Genomic DNA, 17,232 nt, shown 5'->3' on the forward strand with positions numbered 1-17,232 from the left:
AATCAGCTATGAATACTAAGATTTTTATAAAAAGTCAAAGTCATTTTTTAAAGGTTGCAATCAAAAAGGGAACAGTAACCAGTACCGTCCACTTTCTTTTTTATGCATGTGTTTTTTCAACTAGATGGCCGTCATTCATAACATAAACGCGGTCAACCTTATCAAGAAGGCGTGTATCATGTGTAATCATAACAACTCCTCTACCTTGTTCGTGGGCAATGGAAGCCAACATTTCCGTTACTTGATAGGCACGCTGGGTATCTAGACTTGCTGTTGGCTCATCTGCAAGCACGATACTTGGGTTGTTATAAAGCGCTCTAGCGATTGCTGCACGTTGACGTTCACCACCTGATAAAGCCTTGGGATACTGATCTTGTACTTTTTCCAAATCCAACAGGTCAAAGAGCTCTTTTCGGTCACTTTTACTATTTTTTCCCTTATCCAGTCTGTCAATCAAATCCAGCTGTTCCTTGACCGTTAGAAAAGGAATTAAGTTTGAAGCCTGAAGAATGAAACCAAACTCTCTAAAACGGAGATCTGTTTTTTCCTTCTCCGTTAAACTGCCTGTTTCCTTCCCCTTGACTAGAATCTTTCCACTCGATGCTTCCTGTAGTTGTCCTAGAGTTGTTAGAAAGGTCGTCTTTCCAGAGCCAGAAGGCCCAACGATAGCAACGAACTCTCCTGCATTTAGCTGAAAATTCGTCTCATGCAGGGCCACGACTTTCATCTTTCCTTCCCCATACGTTTTTGTCACTTGAGTCATTTCAATCAGTGCTGTCATACTATTCTCCTTATCACTCTGCAATCGCAGTAATCGGGTCCACCTTTAGCAAGCGTGGAAGTGAAATGACACCACCTAGAAGGGCCATCAAGCAAATTACCAAACTTAGGACAGAGTAGGCTATCCAACTTGGGTAGAAAAAGAAGGTTGCTGGTAAGACTAAAATCACTCCACCAATAGCCAGCAAGGCTAAAGCAATTCCCATACCGGCTAGTAGAAAGATTTGACAGAAAAGTGACCAAACAATGGTTTTAATCTGTATCCCCTGAGCCCGCATTATTCCATAAAGTCCTAGTTTTTGGATGGTAATGATATAGACAAATATACCCACTATCAAGCCTGTGATGATAATCATAGCAAGAATCATCCCTGAAAATACATTAACCTGAGGTGTGTAACCAGGAATTTTTGATATCATTTTTGGAATAGAAATCTGTTTCAGTCCATCGCCAGCCACTTCTATATCATTTTTCAATACCAAAGCAGAGATGGAACGATTGGCTTTCAAGGTTCCTTGTAAGGTCCAATAAGTCGTCAAACTCGTAAAGATAACAGGCTCGGTGAAAAATTTATTTCCTTGAGTCAAGCCTACAATCTTGTAACTTGTCTCACTTCCATTGAGCTGAATGGCATCACCTAGCCTAATCCCATAATTCTCAAAGGACTGATCCACGACAACCTCATCATCTCCTTCAGGATAATGGCCCTCAATCAGACTCGGAGAGATAAAAGAGTCCCACTCTTGAGCAAAGATGGAAACATTGACCTTTTCACTACCATCGACTAGATTGGTCACAGCGAACATATAGCCCAGTGGAGTAGCCTCTTTAGAACTCTTCTCTTTGTAGTCCTTTTCAGGAATAAAGGATGCTGTCAAATTATCATTTGCGTAGTCGGATAAAACGACACCCGTTGCTTGCCAGTTATCAATAGCGGCTCGGTTGTTCCGCACAAGACCAAGAGCCAAACTAGTCATAAAAAAGACCATGAAAGCAATAAGAAAAATGGTCGTTAGAATCAAACTATATCGAAGTTTATTTCGTACTATTTCTTTGATAGCAAGATACATGCTTATCTCCTTTAACTTTCCCCAGAGGTAGCAAAATGCTACCCAGTCCAATAGACAGCATCTCTGTCTTATCATCCATTCAAAACAACTCCTACCAACACTCTTCAAAAGTATCCAGGTAGCAACTCAACAAATTATCTTAGGAAAAGCACTTGCTTGCTATCAATTTATATAAGTCATCCCTTCCTTACTCAGTATATTTATAATAGAGAAGGTCAGGCCATCTGTTTCAAGTGTAACATCCATGCTATCACTTTCCCTAGTGGGTGTCAAGAAAAGCAACTTAGAAGATGATATAAGACTTTAGTAGTTTTGTAACAATTCTGTAATAATTCTCTACATAAAAAATGATAGAATAGTTATGTACTGTTAAGGAGAGAATCATGCCCGCAAGAAAATTAGAAGCCTATGAGTTTGAACACACTCCCGAATCAAATCAAACTCCGCTTTATCAAAATTATACACTGGAAGCACCTGTTAGCTCCAATTTAAAAGAGATTTTATTTTTTGTAAATATTGCTTGTTTTTGTGTTTTTATGGTGTTTTTTAGTTTTATCTTTTTAGCCTTAAAATTGAACACAGCTTTATCATTTGTTGCTGCTATGGGGGCAAGCTTGACACTCCTCCAACTCCAACGAAAGATTATTAAACGAAAAATTTCAAAATAAAGGTTTGTACCACTACCAACCTCTTTTCTAGTTAACAAAAAAGACAGTTCAAAAACTGTCTTTTTATTTATTCTTACGTTTGGGAGGAGATTGAATAGCAATCTTAACTTCAAAAATTGTTCCTCTAGGCTTGTTATCTTTAACGGTAATCGTTCCTCGTAAGGCATCTACGATCTGCTTGGCCAAAGATAGTCCCAGACCAAACCCACCTTTCTGACGGGTTCTCGCCTTGTCTACACGGTAAAAACGGTCAAAGATTTTCTTCTTATCGGCAGCTGAGATCCCAATTCCATTATCCTTTACGGATAGATAGAGGTGGCGATCCGTAGCATGGACCACAAACTCAATTTTCCCATCTTCTTCGGTATACTTAATGGCATTATCAAATAAAATGGTCATGAGCTGTTTTAGAAGCAACTGATCGGTCATAAAGGGACGATAAATCCGATTTTCATACTCAAAAATACGATCATTTTCAGAAGCAATCAACTCATAGTTGGCAAAGGTCGTCTTAAAAAACTGTGGTGATACTTCTGCTATTTCTGGCTTAATTCCATCATCTCGGCGCGCTAGATTGAGAAGATTGGTCGTGAGGAAGCGCATATTGCGAACTTCTTCAAGACTAGAAGCGATGCTTTCGCTGGATTCCATAATCGTTGCTTCTGGTTTTCGAAAGAGAGTCTCTAAACGATTTTGTAAAACGGCCAAAGGCGTTCTCAATTCGTGGCTCGCATTTTCAACAAAGGACTTCTGCTTTTGCATACTTTCCAGCAGAGGTTTGACACTGACACGTGCCAGGTAAACACTGGCAATTAAAGACAGGAGCCAGAAACTAGCCATAACTACAACAATTAAATGCTCGTGGTTTTGGCTGATTTGCTCAAGCTGGCTGGTATTGATTAAAACCGCCGCATATTTGACATTACTTGAAACAGTGGATGAATTGGTTTCCATCAAGACCATTCGGTAGGTTTCTTCCTGACCATAGCTATTGACAACTTGGATTTGGCGAATGTGATTCAACTCTTTCTTGTCCAGCTTGATCTTGTCCAAGCCTAAAAAGCGATTGCCCAGTAAGAGTTGGTTAAAATCCTTGTCAAAAAGCAAAACTTCTGTATTAGAGCTAACATTGGTCTTGATTTCAGCCTTGCTGGCATCCGCTGTTGCTGGTTGAATATCCTTAACTTCCTCAGTTGCCCGATTCAGGGCTAACTGGATAACAGCTTGAGGACTACTACTAAGGGCTTGTAGTTTTTCATCTACAGAGGTGTAGAGACTCGAGTGCATGACCTGAAGGATAATCAAGGTCATAGCAGAGAAAATCAGGGTGAACACTCCGAAGTTTCGAATGAAATAGCTGAAATCATCCGCATACCATGTTTTTTTTAGTTTATTGAACATCTTTTAATATATACCCGACACTACGCAAGGTTTGAAGATTTTCAGCAAAGGCTGTCCCCTTCAATTTCTTACGAACTTTTGAAACATAGACTTCTACAACGGAAATCGTCGTATCGCTATCAAATCCCCATAGACGGTCAAAAATTTGCGTCTTAGGAAGAATAACATTTTGATTTTGAAGGAAATAAACCAATAACTCAAACTCTTTTCCGAGTAGTTCCACAGGCGTGTCTTCCACCTTAACCTCATTCGTTGAAAGGTTGACGACAATATCCCCATAGGTCAAGGTGTTTTCGTTAAACTTACCTGAACGTTTGAGAAGGGCTTGGATCCGCATTTTGAGTTCTTCTAGATAGAAAGGTTTGGTGAGGTAGTCATCCGCACCCAATTCAAATCCATGACCCTTGTCATCCAAACTTTCCTTAGCGGTCATGATAAGGACAGGGGTTGTAATTCCTTTTTCACGTAATTCTTTCAAGACTTGGAAACCATTTTTTTCAGGCAACATCAGATCAAGCAGAATCAAGTCATAAACACCACTCTCAGCTTCGTAGAGACCTTCTTCTCCATCAAAGACCTGCATGACATCTGCAAAATCATCCAAAAAGTCAAATACTGAGTTTGACAGACCTAGGTCATCTTCTACTAATAAGATTTTTATCATCAGAAACTCCTCCTTGTTATGATTATTATACCAAAATTGCCTTAAAAAAAACTCAACTCTCTCTTCTATTCAGATAGAAAGTTGAGTTTTTTTATTTACATTTCGAACGAATTAAGCTTTAGCATATTGAGCTACAACAGTTTCTACTGCCGCTTTTTCACGCTTAATCAAGTCAACACGCGCTGCGATATCCTTGATACCCATACGAATGTTACGGCTAAGAGCAAGGTCAGAGAGTTGTGGTTCAAAGAATTCCTTGTACTCTGCCAAGCGTTGCTCTGTCTTAAATACATGGGCAGGTAGGATAACAAAGCTATCAAAGCTCATGTCCCCACCTAGGGCTGCCTTGATCCAATCCCAGTTTTCACGCGCCCATACCCAAACAGTTTCTTGAGTTGTTTGATGATCTAGGAACTGGTAATACCAAGCAGACAAGTCTTGTGGTTTCACCACAAATTTATCTTTCCATGAACGAATCAAGGTTTGGATATTGTCGGCATCTGTACTGTAGGCTAGAGCTGCTGCCAACTGGCGTTTGAAAACAGCATCTGTTGCATGAGTGTAGAGGTCTAGATAAGTTGCGACCAAGTCCTTGGTCTCATGGTGTTTCATTTCATTGATGAGCACTTGGGCACGGATTGCTGCTGGAAGTCCTGCAAGATTTTCCTTGTGAGCTGCAAAGATTTGACTAGCGACTTGACTAGCTTCTGCATCATTAGAGCGAATCATCATGGAAATGGTCAACTGACGAACCAATTCGTCTTCATCTGATTCCCCATCTTTGGCTTCAAAACCAAGACGGTCATAGTTATGACGAGCCAATTTAGCAACGAGTGTGTTAAAGGCTTTCTCAGTTTCTGTTCCTTCATCGATAAAGCGCTCAAGGGCAGAAATCACTTGAGAAACAGCTGAAACCACAAGGTAAGACTCTTCCTTAGCAAGTTTATCAAGGACTGGGAGCAAGTCAGCATAAGAAATGTGTCCTGCTTCAGCAAGTAAACGACGTTCTTGGACGATTTGCAGTTTGCTTGTGTTATCTAGTGTCTCTAGCTCAGCAAGAACAGCTTCTAACAAGTCTCCTTGATAGTCTGTAATGTAGTGGGCAGTATTTTCAGTGTTGAGACGAAGAGCTCCGTCATTTTCAGTAAGAAGAGCTGCGTAGCCAGGGATTTCGATACTTTCAGTTTCGAGTGTATCTGGCAGGCCTTTCCAGTTGCTGTTGAGTGGCACCACCCAGAGACGGTTCTTATCTTCGTGCTCACCGATAAAGAATTGTTTTTGCGAAATCTTCAAGACATCATTTTCAACTTTGACAGTGAGAACTGGGTAACCAGGCTGTTCCAACCAAGAATCCATGAAAGCTGCAACATCACGACCTGAAGCTTGACCAAGGGCATTCCATAGGTCACGACCAATGGTATTTCCATATTGGTGCTTTTCAAAGTAGGCATGCAAACCTTTAGCAAAATCAGCATCGCCGAGCCAACGACGAAGCATGTGCATGAGACGGCTTCCTTTGGCATAGACGATAGCTCCGTCAAAGAGAGTATTGATTTCATCCGGGTGTTTGACTTCAACGTGAACAGACTGAACGCCATCAGTCGCATCGCGTTTAAGTGCCGCTGGAACACCACCTGTTTGGAAGTCTTCAAAGATATTCCAAGTTGGCTCAATGGCATCGACACAGACATATTCCATCATGTTAGCAAAGCTTTCATTGAGCCAGAGGTCATCCCACCATTTCATAGTCACGAGGTTACCAAACCATTGGTGAGCCAACTCATGTGCTACAACTAGGGCAACTTGTTGACGGCTGGCAAAGGTTGAGTTCTCATCGACAATCAAGTAAACTTCACGGTAAGTGACAAGACCCCAGTTTTCCATAGCACCTGCTGAGAAGTCAGGAAGGGCGATGTGGAGAGATTGAGGAATTGGATATTTAACTCCGTAGTAATCTTCGTAGAACTCGATTGAGCGAACTGCGATGTCCAAAGAGAAATCAAGGTTAGAAAGTGGATGAGCTTTGGTTGAGTAGACACCTACGAGAGTACCATTCTTCGTTTTAGCGGTTACCCCTTGCAAATCACCAGCGACAAAAGCCAACAAATAAGATGACATGCGAGGTGTTGTCTCAAACTTCCAGATACCTGTTTCCTTACGGTTTTCCACATCGATTTCTGGCATGTTCGACAAGGCCACTTCACCTTCCGCTTGGTCAAAACGTAGAGAAAGGTCAAAAGTTGCTTTAGCTTCTGGCTCATCCACACATGGGAAGGCTTCGCGCGCAAAGTGGCTCTCGAACTGAGTAGACAAGACTTCCTTCTTCACTCCATCAACAGTGTAATAAGAAGGGTAAATCCCTGTCATGTTGTCTGTAATTTTTCCTGAAAAAGCAATGACTAATTCAACTTGACCTGCCTCAGCCAGTTCGATATGAAGGGCTTCATTTTCATGGTCAACAGTAAATGGACGCGCTTGACCCACAACTTCTACAGAAGCGATTTCCAAGTCTTTTTGGTGAAGGGAAATACGGTCGCTCTGCGCTTGACCAGTGATGGTCACCTTACCAGAAAACGTCTTGGTCTCACGACTCAAGTCTAAAAATAAATCATAATGTTCAGGAACAAATTTGCTAATAAAATGTTCAACTGCTTGCATAGTTTTCTCCTATCTAAGTTTAAGAGCTAGAGCTCTTCTTCAAACAAACTTATTATATCATGTTTTGCTTAAGAAAAAAGGATTGGACGGCGATTTCCAAAACTTTCTTCCTTCTAGTAGTCTACTGAGGGTAGACCTTGCGAAATTCTTCTAATACAACCTTACTATCAGGTGTAAAAGTCAGACCTGCTTCTCTCAGCCACTCGACGAAACAGTCCTCATGAACCTGACGCCAATAGGCTAAAGATTTGTCACCTTCCCCTTCCTTGAAGGCATGGTCAGCTGACACTTGATGAAAAGGCTGAACGGAAACCTTTGTAATTTCGATAATACAGACAGCCCGATCTTGACTATCTAAAATGACATCAAAGGTCCCTTCTTGTGGCAGGAGTTCGTTATCAACTGCATAAAGATCATAGGCTGATGCAGTTGCCGTCTTTTCACCTTTTAAAACCAAATCTGCCAAGAGATCGGCTTCCACTCCAAAAGTCCAGGCATCGATTTCATCTCCGATCAAGGGATTGATTTGTTTGTATTTATTCCACATTTCTTGCGGTGTCATTTCTTCTCCTGCTTTTCTTTTACCTTCCAATTCATGTAAGAGGTCTTGTCCAATTCTGGAAATCCTCCTAACTCTGCCTTAACTTTTAATACTAGGGGTGAGGCATTTTCTTCGGTCATCTGCTCGATAGGAAGCCAAATTGCATTTACTGAATCATTACTTCCATCAAGAACTTCATGAGGAAGAGATTTTTGAGAGCTCCCGAAATCGAGCACCACATCATAAAAAGCCATGATATGGTGTACTGCGAAATCTTGCCCTTCTTCTTGAACCAACACATCATAGATTCTAGGGTTTGAATAATCGCTAAGAGCATATCCTGTCTCTTCCAGAACTTCTCTCTTGAGAGTTTCTGTCAACCCCTCACCTAGTTCTTGACTACCACCAGGTAAATCAAAACGATGTTGATAAGGTCCTCTTGTTTTCTCAATGCAAAGCAATTTCCCATTCTCAAGGCAAACGCCATAAACACCAAAGTGTTTTTTGATTTCCATTTCCTACTCTTTCTAACAATCCAAGATTGCTACCTCACCTTATCCTTTAAAAGGAAAGAGGCTATAGATTTCATGCTCCTTGATATACTTCTTTAGTATCTCCATATTCTCTTCCATTTTTGTCTGGATATCTGTCTCTTCACAAGTTGACTCATCAATAAAAAGGTGAATCTTCAATAAATCTGCCAAGTATAGCAGACGACGTTCCATTTCTGATTCAGGACTTAGAGCTTGCTCGATTTTTTCAAGCTTTTGCTCTAAGCTATCGCCATTCAAAAATCTCTGATGAACTCTCCTTCTTATTTTTTGAGTGGATTCCTCCCCTTGTTCTAGCGGAGATAAAAGAAGTTTTTTATAGACAAGTACCTGATTTTCTTTTTCTCTTTCCAGATAGGCCAATAAAACCAGAGAACTGTCAACAAAGGTCCAGGTGTTATGATTCCCTTCAAATGGAACCTGTATGATCCTATCTAATAATTCATTAGCCGTTTCCTCTTGACCATCCAGATAAAGTAAATAGGCCAGATGACTCAGTGATTCGAGATAGCCAGCTTGAGTCTTTTTATGCTTTTTTAAAATTTTATCTATATAGAGATGTAGGTCTGGATGATTTTCCACTAGCTCAACTACTTCTGATAGCTTCATCTGAATTCCTTTCTATTATCTTCTCAAAAATTTTAAAACTATTTTAGTTAATTAATCCAACTCTGCTCTACTGAACAAGTCTTTCATAGCTTCAATATCATCGCAAAACTCTTTAAAACCCTGAGCAAATTTAGACAAGGCATCTACCTTGGAAGAATAGGCACAAAACATACTTCCTTCAGGATCAAAGTCGATAGCATCGCTTAATTCCGGCATTTTTTCCTCCAAAAATACCAAAGCCAAGGATACCCAATCGTAGCCATTTCCTTCAAATCCCTCCTCTTCTCGAGTGTCAAACACTTCCTGTCTATATTCTCCATCAGGGTAATAAATGAGCGATCCGCGAACATTTTGAGGATCCTCATCATATACAAGCAAGTTAAAGGGGGAAATTTTTTCATTTATGTTTTCGTAATCTATCATTTCTTAACTTCTTTTTATATTGTCAATGGACTGCAACATTCTATGTTTGTAACTAGGGTTCAAATGGCATGAAACTATCGTGCTGATGATAATAATTCAAAGCCTCAACCAAGTCTTGGAGACTTGCATCTGGCTTTTCCTCAAGTGCAACCGAGAGAACATCGAACAACTGCTCTCCATAGTAGACTAGTTGAAGACTTTGCTCCACTACATCCGTCGGGTAGACATCACGGTCTTCTACGACATCCGGATAATCTGATACCAAATAGAGCCTATCTAGTGCTAGCTCTCCATCCTCCTTGCCATAGAGGCAAAAATCATCTGAAGAAGACTCGTCCACGCGCATTTGCTCGATTATCTGCTCTAGTGAAAGTTCTTGGTATTTCCGCATCCCTTCTCCTTTTTTCGTATCACTCTTCAACAAAGGAATTCAAAAAATCCTCAAAAGATGGCCATTGACCATACAACTCAGCTTTTTCTTCTAAAACATAGAAGTAAACCTTTCCATAATCCTCTTCCCTTAAGGAAAGAGCATAGTTGCCAGATCCAGGATCATAGGCAAAATGGAGAAGGTCTATTGCCTTAAATCCTTCAGGCACAACCTCATCGTCAAACCATGTAAGAGAATTTCTCATCTCCCCTACTGAATTAAAGGAATTGAAAGGAAAGAGATGACGGTCATCGTGGACACCTATTACCTGGGGTTGCCCACCGTTGTACTTGAGATAAAAATCCTTCATAGCTTCCGGCAATTTCTTTCCAAGAAACTCCTCAAATTGTAAAAGTTCTTCTTTTGAAATCGGCGAATCTGCATCTAGCACCCTAAACATGATTTCTCCCTCCCATTTTTACAATCCTTCCTCTAAAATCTTGTCAATAAAGTCATAGACGTTTGTAGCAACTTTTTGTATTTCCAAGGAGCCAAAAGCACCCAAGTCATTTTCATAAATGCAATCATCAGCATTTTTCTCGATAAAGCAGGCCAAATCTCCTTCCTGTCCAATCATAAAATAATCTGGCTCTACTTCCTCAATCTGATAAGTCTCATTACGCTCTTGAAGATCCTCCTTAGCATACAAACAGATACCTGTATCTCCAATTTCAAAGGGGTCAATCTCTTTCCACTCCGTTAAAAACTGATAGTAGAGATTGGGCAAGACAAATCCAAATTCATCTCTTTTCATAGTTTACCTCCACATATTTACAGAATAGCAACTATGCTACTTCAAGCTCCATCCTCCATCAATCGTTAGGATTTGTCCCTGCATGGCGCTTGCTTTTCCACTTGCTAAAAAGAGACTAACTTCAGCAATTTCACTTGGCTCAATCCAACGTTTGATGGGTGTCTCACTAGCTACCCAGTCAGCTAGTCCACCTGGCTCAAAGTCAGCTGCGGTCATTCCAGTTTTTACTGCTCCTGGAGCGATACCAAAGACCTGAATCCCAGTTTCAGCATAGTCTAGTGCCAACTGCTTGGTAAAGCCAGCCAGGGCATGCTTAGAGGAAGTATAGGCGTGACCACCACCTCCTGCTAGGCTTGAGGCAATCGAACACATATTGATTATGATTCCTTTTTTATTTTCCAACATTTGTGTCAAATAATGCCGTGTCATCTCAACTGGAGTCACATAGTTGATTTCAAAAATCTCTTGAATTTCCTTCGCTGATTGTTCTAGTAAAGGCTTGTAGTCATCCAACACTCCCGCTGTATTACAAAGAATATCAACTTGAGGACACCAGTCAAAAATTGGTTCCAAGTCAAGAGTTAAATCTCTCTGTAAAAAGTGGAAATCACCCTGTAGGAGTGGATTTTCTCTTTGGTCTACACCATAAACTTGATAGTCATTCTCTAAAAAGAGGCGAACTTGAGCTAGACCGATCCCTGAACTTACTCCCGTAATCAATACACGTTTAGTCATGCACTTCTACCCAATCCGTCGCCAAAACATCACAAGGTGTCGGACTCCACATCGAAAACCCTTCCCCTTCTCCAGACACGTTGATGAGGAAATAAGGTGTCACTTCAAGTGCAACCCCGTTTTGCTCGATGGTATCAAAAAGCTGCACATAGTTTTCAGCCCCTCCCCAACCAGTTCGTACATATTTTTTCTTAGCCTTTAATCCAGGCAAGATTTCTTCAAATGTCATGTTCTTCTCCTTTAATGCTACATTCTTAATTTAATTATAACAAAAAACCGTTTTCCAACGGCTTTTTGACTGTATATCTACTAAATTCTTCCTACCACTGCAATCCGGCTTCTCTAATTTCTTTCTTGGAAGCAAATTTACCATTTGGTCTGTGCCATCTTCCGTTTCTATCCCTAAAGTAGCCACCTGAATTTGTTGATTGCGAGTTTGATTTCTGACTTTCTTCTTTTTCTTGTGCAGCCTGACGTGCTTTTTCTTCTTCCTCTTTCGCTTTCTTTTCAGCTGCTTCTTTTTCTTTAGCCTCTTTCTTGGATTTTTCCTCAGCTTCCTTCTTAGCCTTTTCTTTTTCTTCTTTTATCTTTGCATCTTCAACTGTATTTTTAGCAGTACCATCCAAATAATTGATTTCCGCATTAGCTGAAACATTGTCTAGAATAACATGCGTCACAGAATACTGATCAACCTTTTCCTTACTACCACCTAACTTGATTTCCAAGAGTTTGCCATTTTCATCAATTCCCACATACTGCAACTCAATCTGTCTTGGAATCAATTCGTCCTTTTGATAAATCGGGGTCACCTTGTAGTCAAGATAGTAGTTTGGGTGATTGGCCAACCAAGAGTCCAACCGATTTTCATAATAAAGCATACCACTTTGGTTTTGGTCATCTGTTCCAGAATAATTTCCAGCATTGAGCCAGTTAGTCATCGGAACCAAGTTTTTCTTTTCATCATTAAATCCACTAAATTGGTACCCAATCAAATGGCCTCGATTCATTAACCAAGCCTTTTTAGAACCATCTCCATAGTAAAAGCCAACCAACTGGGTTATAACTTATCTTAGGCTCTCTCTTCTCAGTTGGCTCATCGCTGTCCTTGAGTTGAATATGAGCAAACGTCGCGCGTGATTTGGAATCCAATTCTCCAAGTTCTAGCTGCTTTTCATTTTTAAAAGGCAAGAGTCCAGCTTCTTTAAACAACTTTTCATCGAATTTGACTTGCTTCTGTTCGACTTTTTCTTCTGGAACCGCTTGTTCTACCTTATGACCAGAACAAGCAACAAGTGTTGTTACTGAAAGTAAGGCAAGTGAAAGGGTGAGCAACTTTTTCATAATAAACTCCTTTATTTTGTATAATAACTATACTAATACTTCCTTCTACATTTTACTATCATTTTGCTAATTATTCAACAATAAAGAAACTGTTATTATACTATTTTTCTCGCGTGTCCAAAACAAAAACGATAACCACTTTTTCAGTAGTTACCGTTGATTTTTTTGATTAGTCTTTCCCACCAAGTCTACTATTGATGGTCATCATGATGCTGGCTATTTTCTCTCCCCAGTAAGGATCGGAAGCATAGCGAACATTCATTCCTGTTGCCTTGTTTCCAAGGTGGTCTCTGCCGTAGTCGATATAATTCTCACGAATCCACTTGGCAGCTCCGAGAATTCCTTTGTCCACATCATCAAAGCTCTTGGCTGAGAGATAAGGGCTAGTATCATAAGCCGCAATACCAAAGAAATTGTTCTTATCTCTGGCAATTTGACTGCGACCCCAAGCACTTTCAAGGGCACTATGAGCCATCAAGTAAAGGGCATTGACACCGTAACGTTCTTCAGCCTCTTTGAAAGTCGCTCCTTTCCCCGCTAGAGGACTATTTTGAATATTCATAACAGAATAAACTTTATCCAACTCAGCTGCACTATAATTACTTGGCTCTCTCAAGTTTTTAAAGAGGAAAGGATTTTTAACCGTAAAGCCATCAAAATGCTCTCCATCAGTTGAGTAGTACTTCTTACCAATAACCATATCAGATGTATGTGGAGCTACTTTGATACTCGTATAAGGAGAGAGTTCATGGTAGAGGAATTTCCCATCACTAGTATAATGAGGGATAAACTCGCTTCCTTCATCCACTGCTGTCAAATCACTTTTATTCATGAAACCCGAAAGTCCAGAAATATTCACTGGTATTTGGGTGTTTTTCGTAGATTGAGTATCTCCAAGCGAGACAATTGTTCCTTTTGATACATAGCTTAATTTTTCTCCCGAACTACTATATACATATGCAGTGATAGGTTTCACTTTGTAATATTTAGATTCTGAAATCCACTTTCCATTGTTTTGAAAAGAATACTCTTTACCTTTAATATTAAAAGTACCTGTCACATACATACCATCTTCTTTTAGATAGTACCAAGCATCATAATCTTTATCAAAAATCCACTCATTTTTGGCCATATATCCACCTGTTTTAAGGTAATATGAGCCACTCCATTCTCGAGAAGCATAAGCCCCTCCTGTTTTTAAATAAAACCAACTATTGTATGAATTATCAAATATCCATTCTTTTTCTGCCATGGCACCACTGTCTTTTAGATAGTAATCTGTTTTCCACTGATTACTTAGCATTACACCATCAGTATCAAAATAGTACCATATCCCTTTGATTTTTTCCCATTTATTACGAGAAATTTTCCCAGAAGCTGTAGCATAGTACCACTTGTTAGAAATCTTTACCCATATATTTTCTGCAAGAGCACCACTATTTTGGATAAGATAATCACCAACTAAAGTATTAGTTACCATGATGCCTTCTTTATCAAAGTAATACCAAATACCAGCGATTTTTTCCCATTTATTACGGAGAATTTTTCCAGAAGCTGTAGCATAGTACCACTTGTCAGAAATTTTTACCCATGTATTTTCTGCCAAAGCACCATTGTCTTGAATAAGATAATCATCGATTATAATATTACTAATCATAACACCTTCTTTATTGAAGTAATACCATTTGTTATCGATTTGTTTCCAGTCTAAGACAGGTTGATTATTTTCATAAAAGCGCCAACTTCCCTGCTCCTTCAGCCAACCTTCTTTTTTGCTTTCCCTATCTTTTTCCTTATTTGATAAATCTTCTTTAGCGGGATCTTTCTCTTTTACAACTGACTCTTTCCTAGTATCAACTCGGGGAACTTCTTTTTTCGGAGCAGACTCTTCTTTATTCGGAGCAGACTCTTCTTTTTTCTCAACTACATCTGTTGTCTGAGTTTTTTTTGTAACTTGAGACTCTTCGGCATACACTGCCGATTTTGCAAATCCTGCTATAGAGAGAGCAACAGTACTTGCAAGTAGTATCTTCTTCATTTTATTCTCCTTAGTAAAAAACTATATACATTTTCTAAACCCTATTGTAACATAGTTAACCAACGGAAATATTACAAATTGATGAAGATTCTATTTCTTGTTGACGATAAGGAAGACCTAGCTTATCTCAGACTGGCTTTGACTTCCTGACGGAGATCTTCCAAACTGCTAATGCCATATTTGTCCATGACTTTTGGTAAATGTTCGATGATATCAGGACAGGCATAAGGATTGGTAAAGTTAGCTGTTCCAACTCCGATGGCAGAGGCACCAGCCAGATACATTTCTAAAGCGGCTTCAGCCGAATCCACTCCCCCCATTCCAATGATGGGCAGGTCTGTTGTTTGGGCGACTTGACGGATGAGTTTGAGGGCTACTGGAAAAACTGCTGGACCAGACATCCCACCCGTTCCATTGGCAAGGATTGGTTTTCTGGTTTTAAGGTCAAAGCGCATACCGACAAGGGTATTGATCATGGTTAAGCCACTTGCTCCTGCATCTTCTGCGGCTTTAGCAATAGTGACAACATCCGTTACACTAGGGGTTAACTTAACATAAACTGGCACATCAGAGGCTTCCACAGCTGCTTTTACCACTTCGTAGGCCAAATCAGGATCTTGCCCAATCAAAAGTCCATGATTGCCGTGATCCACATTCGGACAAGAGATATTGAGCTCGATAGCTTTTACATTTGCTGCCTTGGAAATTCCTCGAGAAACGGCAGCGTACTCTTGTTTTGAAAAGCCTGCAACATTTGCGATGATGGGAAGCGTAGGATACTCTCTTTCCAGCCAAGGCAACTTCTCAGCTAAAACAGCTTCTAAACCAGGATTTTGCAGACCGATTGCATTGAGCATACCGGCAGGTGTTTCTGCCACCCTGGGAGTTGGATTTCCAAAACGGGGTTCTAGTGTCGTCGCCTTGATCATAATGGAGCCTAAAAGGTCTAAATCATAGTACTTGGCATACTCCTGTCCAAAACCAAAACAGCCAGATGCTGGTATGATAGGATTTTTCAAGTCCAAGCCCGGGAGAGAAACTTGTAAACGATTTGTAGTCATGACTTTCTCCTTATAATACAACTGTTCCTGTACGGAAAACAGGACCATCTTCACAGACGCGTTGGCTGACCGTCTCACTATCTGGCACTTTTAGAACGCAGGCATAGCAGGCCCCCATCCCGCAAGCCATACGAGACTCTAGAGATAGATAGGCTCTTGGGTGGTCATAAAATCTTTGATTGATGTACTTCATCATTCCTGGAGCCCCACATGAGTAAACAGCATCAAACTGATTTTCTAATTCATTGATGACAACTGACACATTTCCCTTAATACCATACGAACCATCATCTGTCGTAACAAAGACCTGACCATATTGGGCCAATTCCTTTTCGAGGATAACAGCATCCTTGTTAGCAAAACCGAGGACTGTTACTACTTTCACCCCACGCGCATGCAATTCCTTGGCTACTTCGAGCAAGGGCGGAACACCAATCCCCCCACCAACGAGGAGAACTTGGTTCTGGTCGTCCAGATCAGACAAGTCAAAACCATTTCCCTGAGGCCCCATCACATCAAGAGTATCTCCCTGACTTAATGTTGAAAAAATAGTGGTCCCAGCCCCCTCAATCCGATAAATGAGATGACACTGCTTGTTTGCCTTATCGATAGACGAAATTGAAATAGGACGGCGTAAGAGATGGGCATCATCAGGCACACGCAAATGTAGAAATTGGCCTGCTCGCATCGCTTCAACCATTTCTCCTTCTAAGACTAATTCAAAGATTGCTGGCGCAATTTCCTCCTGTGCAACCACCTTCATGGTTTCTAAACGAATCGCACCCAAACGCTTCTTACATGTGGGATTCATGATTTTCCTCCTTAAATTTTAAGGGGATCAGATAAAGAAAAGACCTTGCTAATGCAAGGTCTCAGTCGAGATAGGACAGAACTCATGTGCACACTTAAAAAGTCTCCACAGAGAGTCCCCTATCCCTTTTATCTGACACCTTGTGAGTCTCTCTGGACTCCCCTTAAAGGTTAAATTTGTATTAGTATACTCTTTCAAAGAAAAAAAGTCAAGTAGAAAACGAACATTCTACTTGACCTTACTGGATTATTTTTCACGAATGACTTCGACCTTGTAACCGTCAGGATCTTTGACAAAGTAATAGTTTGGTTGAGTTCCTGGAAGTCCATTAGGGGCTGTCACCTCATAGCCCTTCTCGCTATGTTCTTGATGTAAGGCCTCAAGGTCAGGTGTACTGAGGGCGATATGGGCGAAGCCATCTCCTACCACATAAGGACCGTGATCATAATTATAGGTTAACTCCAACTCGTAGTCATCCCCCTCAAGTCCTAGATAGACAATCGTGAAGGCATGGTCTGGAAAATCTCTGCGACGCAATTCTTTAAAACCAAAAGCATCTTGATAGAATTCGATTGATTTTTCAAGGTTTTCTACTCGTAAGCAAGTGTGTAGCATTTTTGAAGCCATTTTCATTACCTCTTTCATTTGAATAGTTCTATTATACCTTTATTCAGGAAAATTTACTAGAAACTTGAAC

General features: G+C 40.4%; 19 protein-coding genes and 1 pseudogene. 1 reads left to right on the forward strand and 19 read right to left on the reverse strand.

From position 1 onward, the window contains the following. Positions 1–100 precede the first annotated feature (100 nt). Together AC4ME5_RS02165 and AC4ME5_RS02170 are read right to left on the reverse strand one after the other, a co-directional pair. On the reverse strand, positions 101–781 hold the full coding sequence (locus tag AC4ME5_RS02165) for an ABC transporter ATP-binding protein (RefSeq protein ID WP_491799646.1): 681 nt from the start codon (positions 779–781) through the stop codon (positions 101–103). A 13-nt stretch (positions 782–794) separates the two neighbouring features. Continuing rightward, on the reverse strand, positions 795–1,850 hold the full coding sequence (locus tag AC4ME5_RS02170) for an ABC transporter permease (RefSeq protein ID WP_045616957.1): 1,056 nt from the start codon (positions 1,848–1,850) through the stop codon (positions 795–797). 383 nt (positions 1,851–2,233) lie between these two features. Here AC4ME5_RS02170 and AC4ME5_RS02175 point away from each other — a divergent pair, with 383 nt between their 5' ends. Continuing rightward, complete coding sequence (locus AC4ME5_RS02175; protein ID WP_084938571.1) at positions 2,234–2,518, forward strand: DUF3270 domain-containing protein; 285 nt, start codon at positions 2,234–2,236, stop codon at positions 2,516–2,518. Positions 2,519–2,581: 63 nt separating this feature from the next. Here the strand turns inward: AC4ME5_RS02175 and AC4ME5_RS02180 are convergent, their stop codons facing one another. The 17 genes and pseudogenes from AC4ME5_RS02180 to gloA form a co-directional block, all read right to left on the reverse strand. Continuing rightward, a complete protein-coding gene (locus AC4ME5_RS02180; protein ID WP_491799648.1) occupies positions 2,582–3,919 on the reverse strand; it encodes a sensor histidine kinase in 1,338 nt (445 codons plus the stop codon). Continuing rightward, positions 3,909–4,583, reverse strand: a complete 675-nt coding sequence (ciaR, locus tag AC4ME5_RS02185) for a two-component system response regulator CiaR (RefSeq protein WP_000590630.1) — start codon at positions 4,581–4,583, stop codon at positions 3,909–3,911. Before ciaR ends, AC4ME5_RS02180 begins: the two co-directional genes overlap by 11 nt. Positions 4,584–4,694: 111 nt before the next feature. Continuing rightward, complete coding sequence (locus AC4ME5_RS02190; RefSeq protein ID WP_195593949.1) at positions 4,695–7,241, reverse strand: M1 family metallopeptidase; 2,547 nt, start codon at positions 7,239–7,241, stop codon at positions 4,695–4,697. 121 nt (positions 7,242–7,362) lie between these two features. Further along, the gene (locus AC4ME5_RS02195) at positions 7,363–7,803 is read right to left on the reverse strand and encodes an ASCH domain-containing protein (RefSeq protein WP_061588106.1); all 441 of its coding nucleotides are present in this window, start codon (positions 7,801–7,803) and stop codon (positions 7,363–7,365) included. Further along, positions 7,800–8,297 carry an NUDIX hydrolase gene (locus AC4ME5_RS02200; RefSeq protein WP_007521606.1) on the reverse strand — a complete coding sequence of 166 codons (498 nt, stop codon included), beginning with the start codon at positions 8,295–8,297 and terminating at the stop codon, positions 7,800–7,802. Before AC4ME5_RS02200 ends, AC4ME5_RS02195 begins: the two co-directional genes overlap by 4 nt. A gap of 39 nt (positions 8,298–8,336) precedes the next feature. Continuing rightward, positions 8,337–8,942 carry a DUF6707 family protein gene (locus AC4ME5_RS02205; protein ID WP_061588105.1) on the reverse strand — a complete coding sequence of 202 codons (606 nt, stop codon included), beginning with the start codon at positions 8,940–8,942 and terminating at the stop codon, positions 8,337–8,339. Positions 8,943–8,993: 51 nt separating this feature from the next. Then, positions 8,994–9,365 (reverse strand): Imm51 family immunity protein, encoded by a 372-nt coding sequence (locus tag AC4ME5_RS02210; protein ID WP_061588104.1) that lies wholly within the window; start codon positions 9,363–9,365, stop codon positions 8,994–8,996. 52 nt (positions 9,366–9,417) lie between these two features. Continuing rightward, positions 9,418–9,756, reverse strand: coding sequence for a DUF7716 domain-containing protein (locus tag AC4ME5_RS02215; RefSeq protein ID WP_007521599.1), 339 nt, complete (start codon positions 9,754–9,756; stop codon positions 9,418–9,420). A gap of 19 nt (positions 9,757–9,775) precedes the next feature. Continuing rightward, the gene (locus AC4ME5_RS02220; protein WP_061588103.1) at positions 9,776–10,195 is read right to left on the reverse strand and encodes an SMI1/KNR4 family protein; all 420 of its coding nucleotides are present in this window, start codon (positions 10,193–10,195) and stop codon (positions 9,776–9,778) included. Positions 10,196–10,213: 18 nt separating this feature from the next. Then, positions 10,214–10,549 carry a hypothetical protein gene (locus tag AC4ME5_RS02225; protein WP_045616953.1) on the reverse strand — a complete coding sequence of 112 codons (336 nt, stop codon included), beginning with the start codon at positions 10,547–10,549 and terminating at the stop codon, positions 10,214–10,216. A gap of 36 nt (positions 10,550–10,585) precedes the next feature. Continuing rightward, entirely contained in the window at positions 10,586–11,284 is a 699-nt protein-coding gene (locus AC4ME5_RS02230) for a 3-oxoacyl-ACP reductase (protein ID WP_007521593.1), read from the reverse strand. Then, positions 11,277–11,513 (reverse strand): DUF2829 domain-containing protein, encoded by a 237-nt coding sequence (locus tag AC4ME5_RS02235; protein WP_000141913.1) that lies wholly within the window; start codon positions 11,511–11,513, stop codon positions 11,277–11,279. The genes AC4ME5_RS02230 and AC4ME5_RS02235 overlap by 8 nt, the downstream gene beginning before the upstream one ends. 91 nt (positions 11,514–11,604) lie before the next feature. Further along, positions 11,605–12,625 (reverse strand): annotated as a pseudogene (locus AC4ME5_RS02240) (DNA/RNA non-specific endonuclease). A gap of 169 nt (positions 12,626–12,794) precedes the next feature. Then, entirely contained in the window at positions 12,795–14,663 is a 1,869-nt protein-coding gene (locus tag AC4ME5_RS02245) for a glucosaminidase domain-containing protein (RefSeq protein ID WP_491799654.1), read from the reverse strand. Positions 14,664–14,785: 122 nt separating this feature from the next. Further along, entirely contained in the window at positions 14,786–15,772 is a 987-nt protein-coding gene (locus tag AC4ME5_RS02250) for a dihydroorotate dehydrogenase (RefSeq protein ID WP_162097466.1), read from the reverse strand. Beyond that, positions 15,735–16,535 carry a dihydroorotate dehydrogenase electron transfer subunit gene (locus tag AC4ME5_RS02255; protein ID WP_007521582.1) on the reverse strand — a complete coding sequence of 267 codons (801 nt, stop codon included), beginning with the start codon at positions 16,533–16,535 and terminating at the stop codon, positions 15,735–15,737. Before AC4ME5_RS02255 ends, AC4ME5_RS02250 begins: the two co-directional genes overlap by 38 nt. Before the next feature lie 246 nt (positions 16,536–16,781). Further along, positions 16,782–17,162, reverse strand: a complete 381-nt coding sequence (gene gloA, locus AC4ME5_RS02260; RefSeq protein WP_007521580.1) for a lactoylglutathione lyase — start codon at positions 17,160–17,162, stop codon at positions 16,782–16,784. Positions 17,163–17,232: the final 70 nt, after the last annotated feature.

Source organism: Streptococcus sp. A69 (assembly GCF_058556195.1).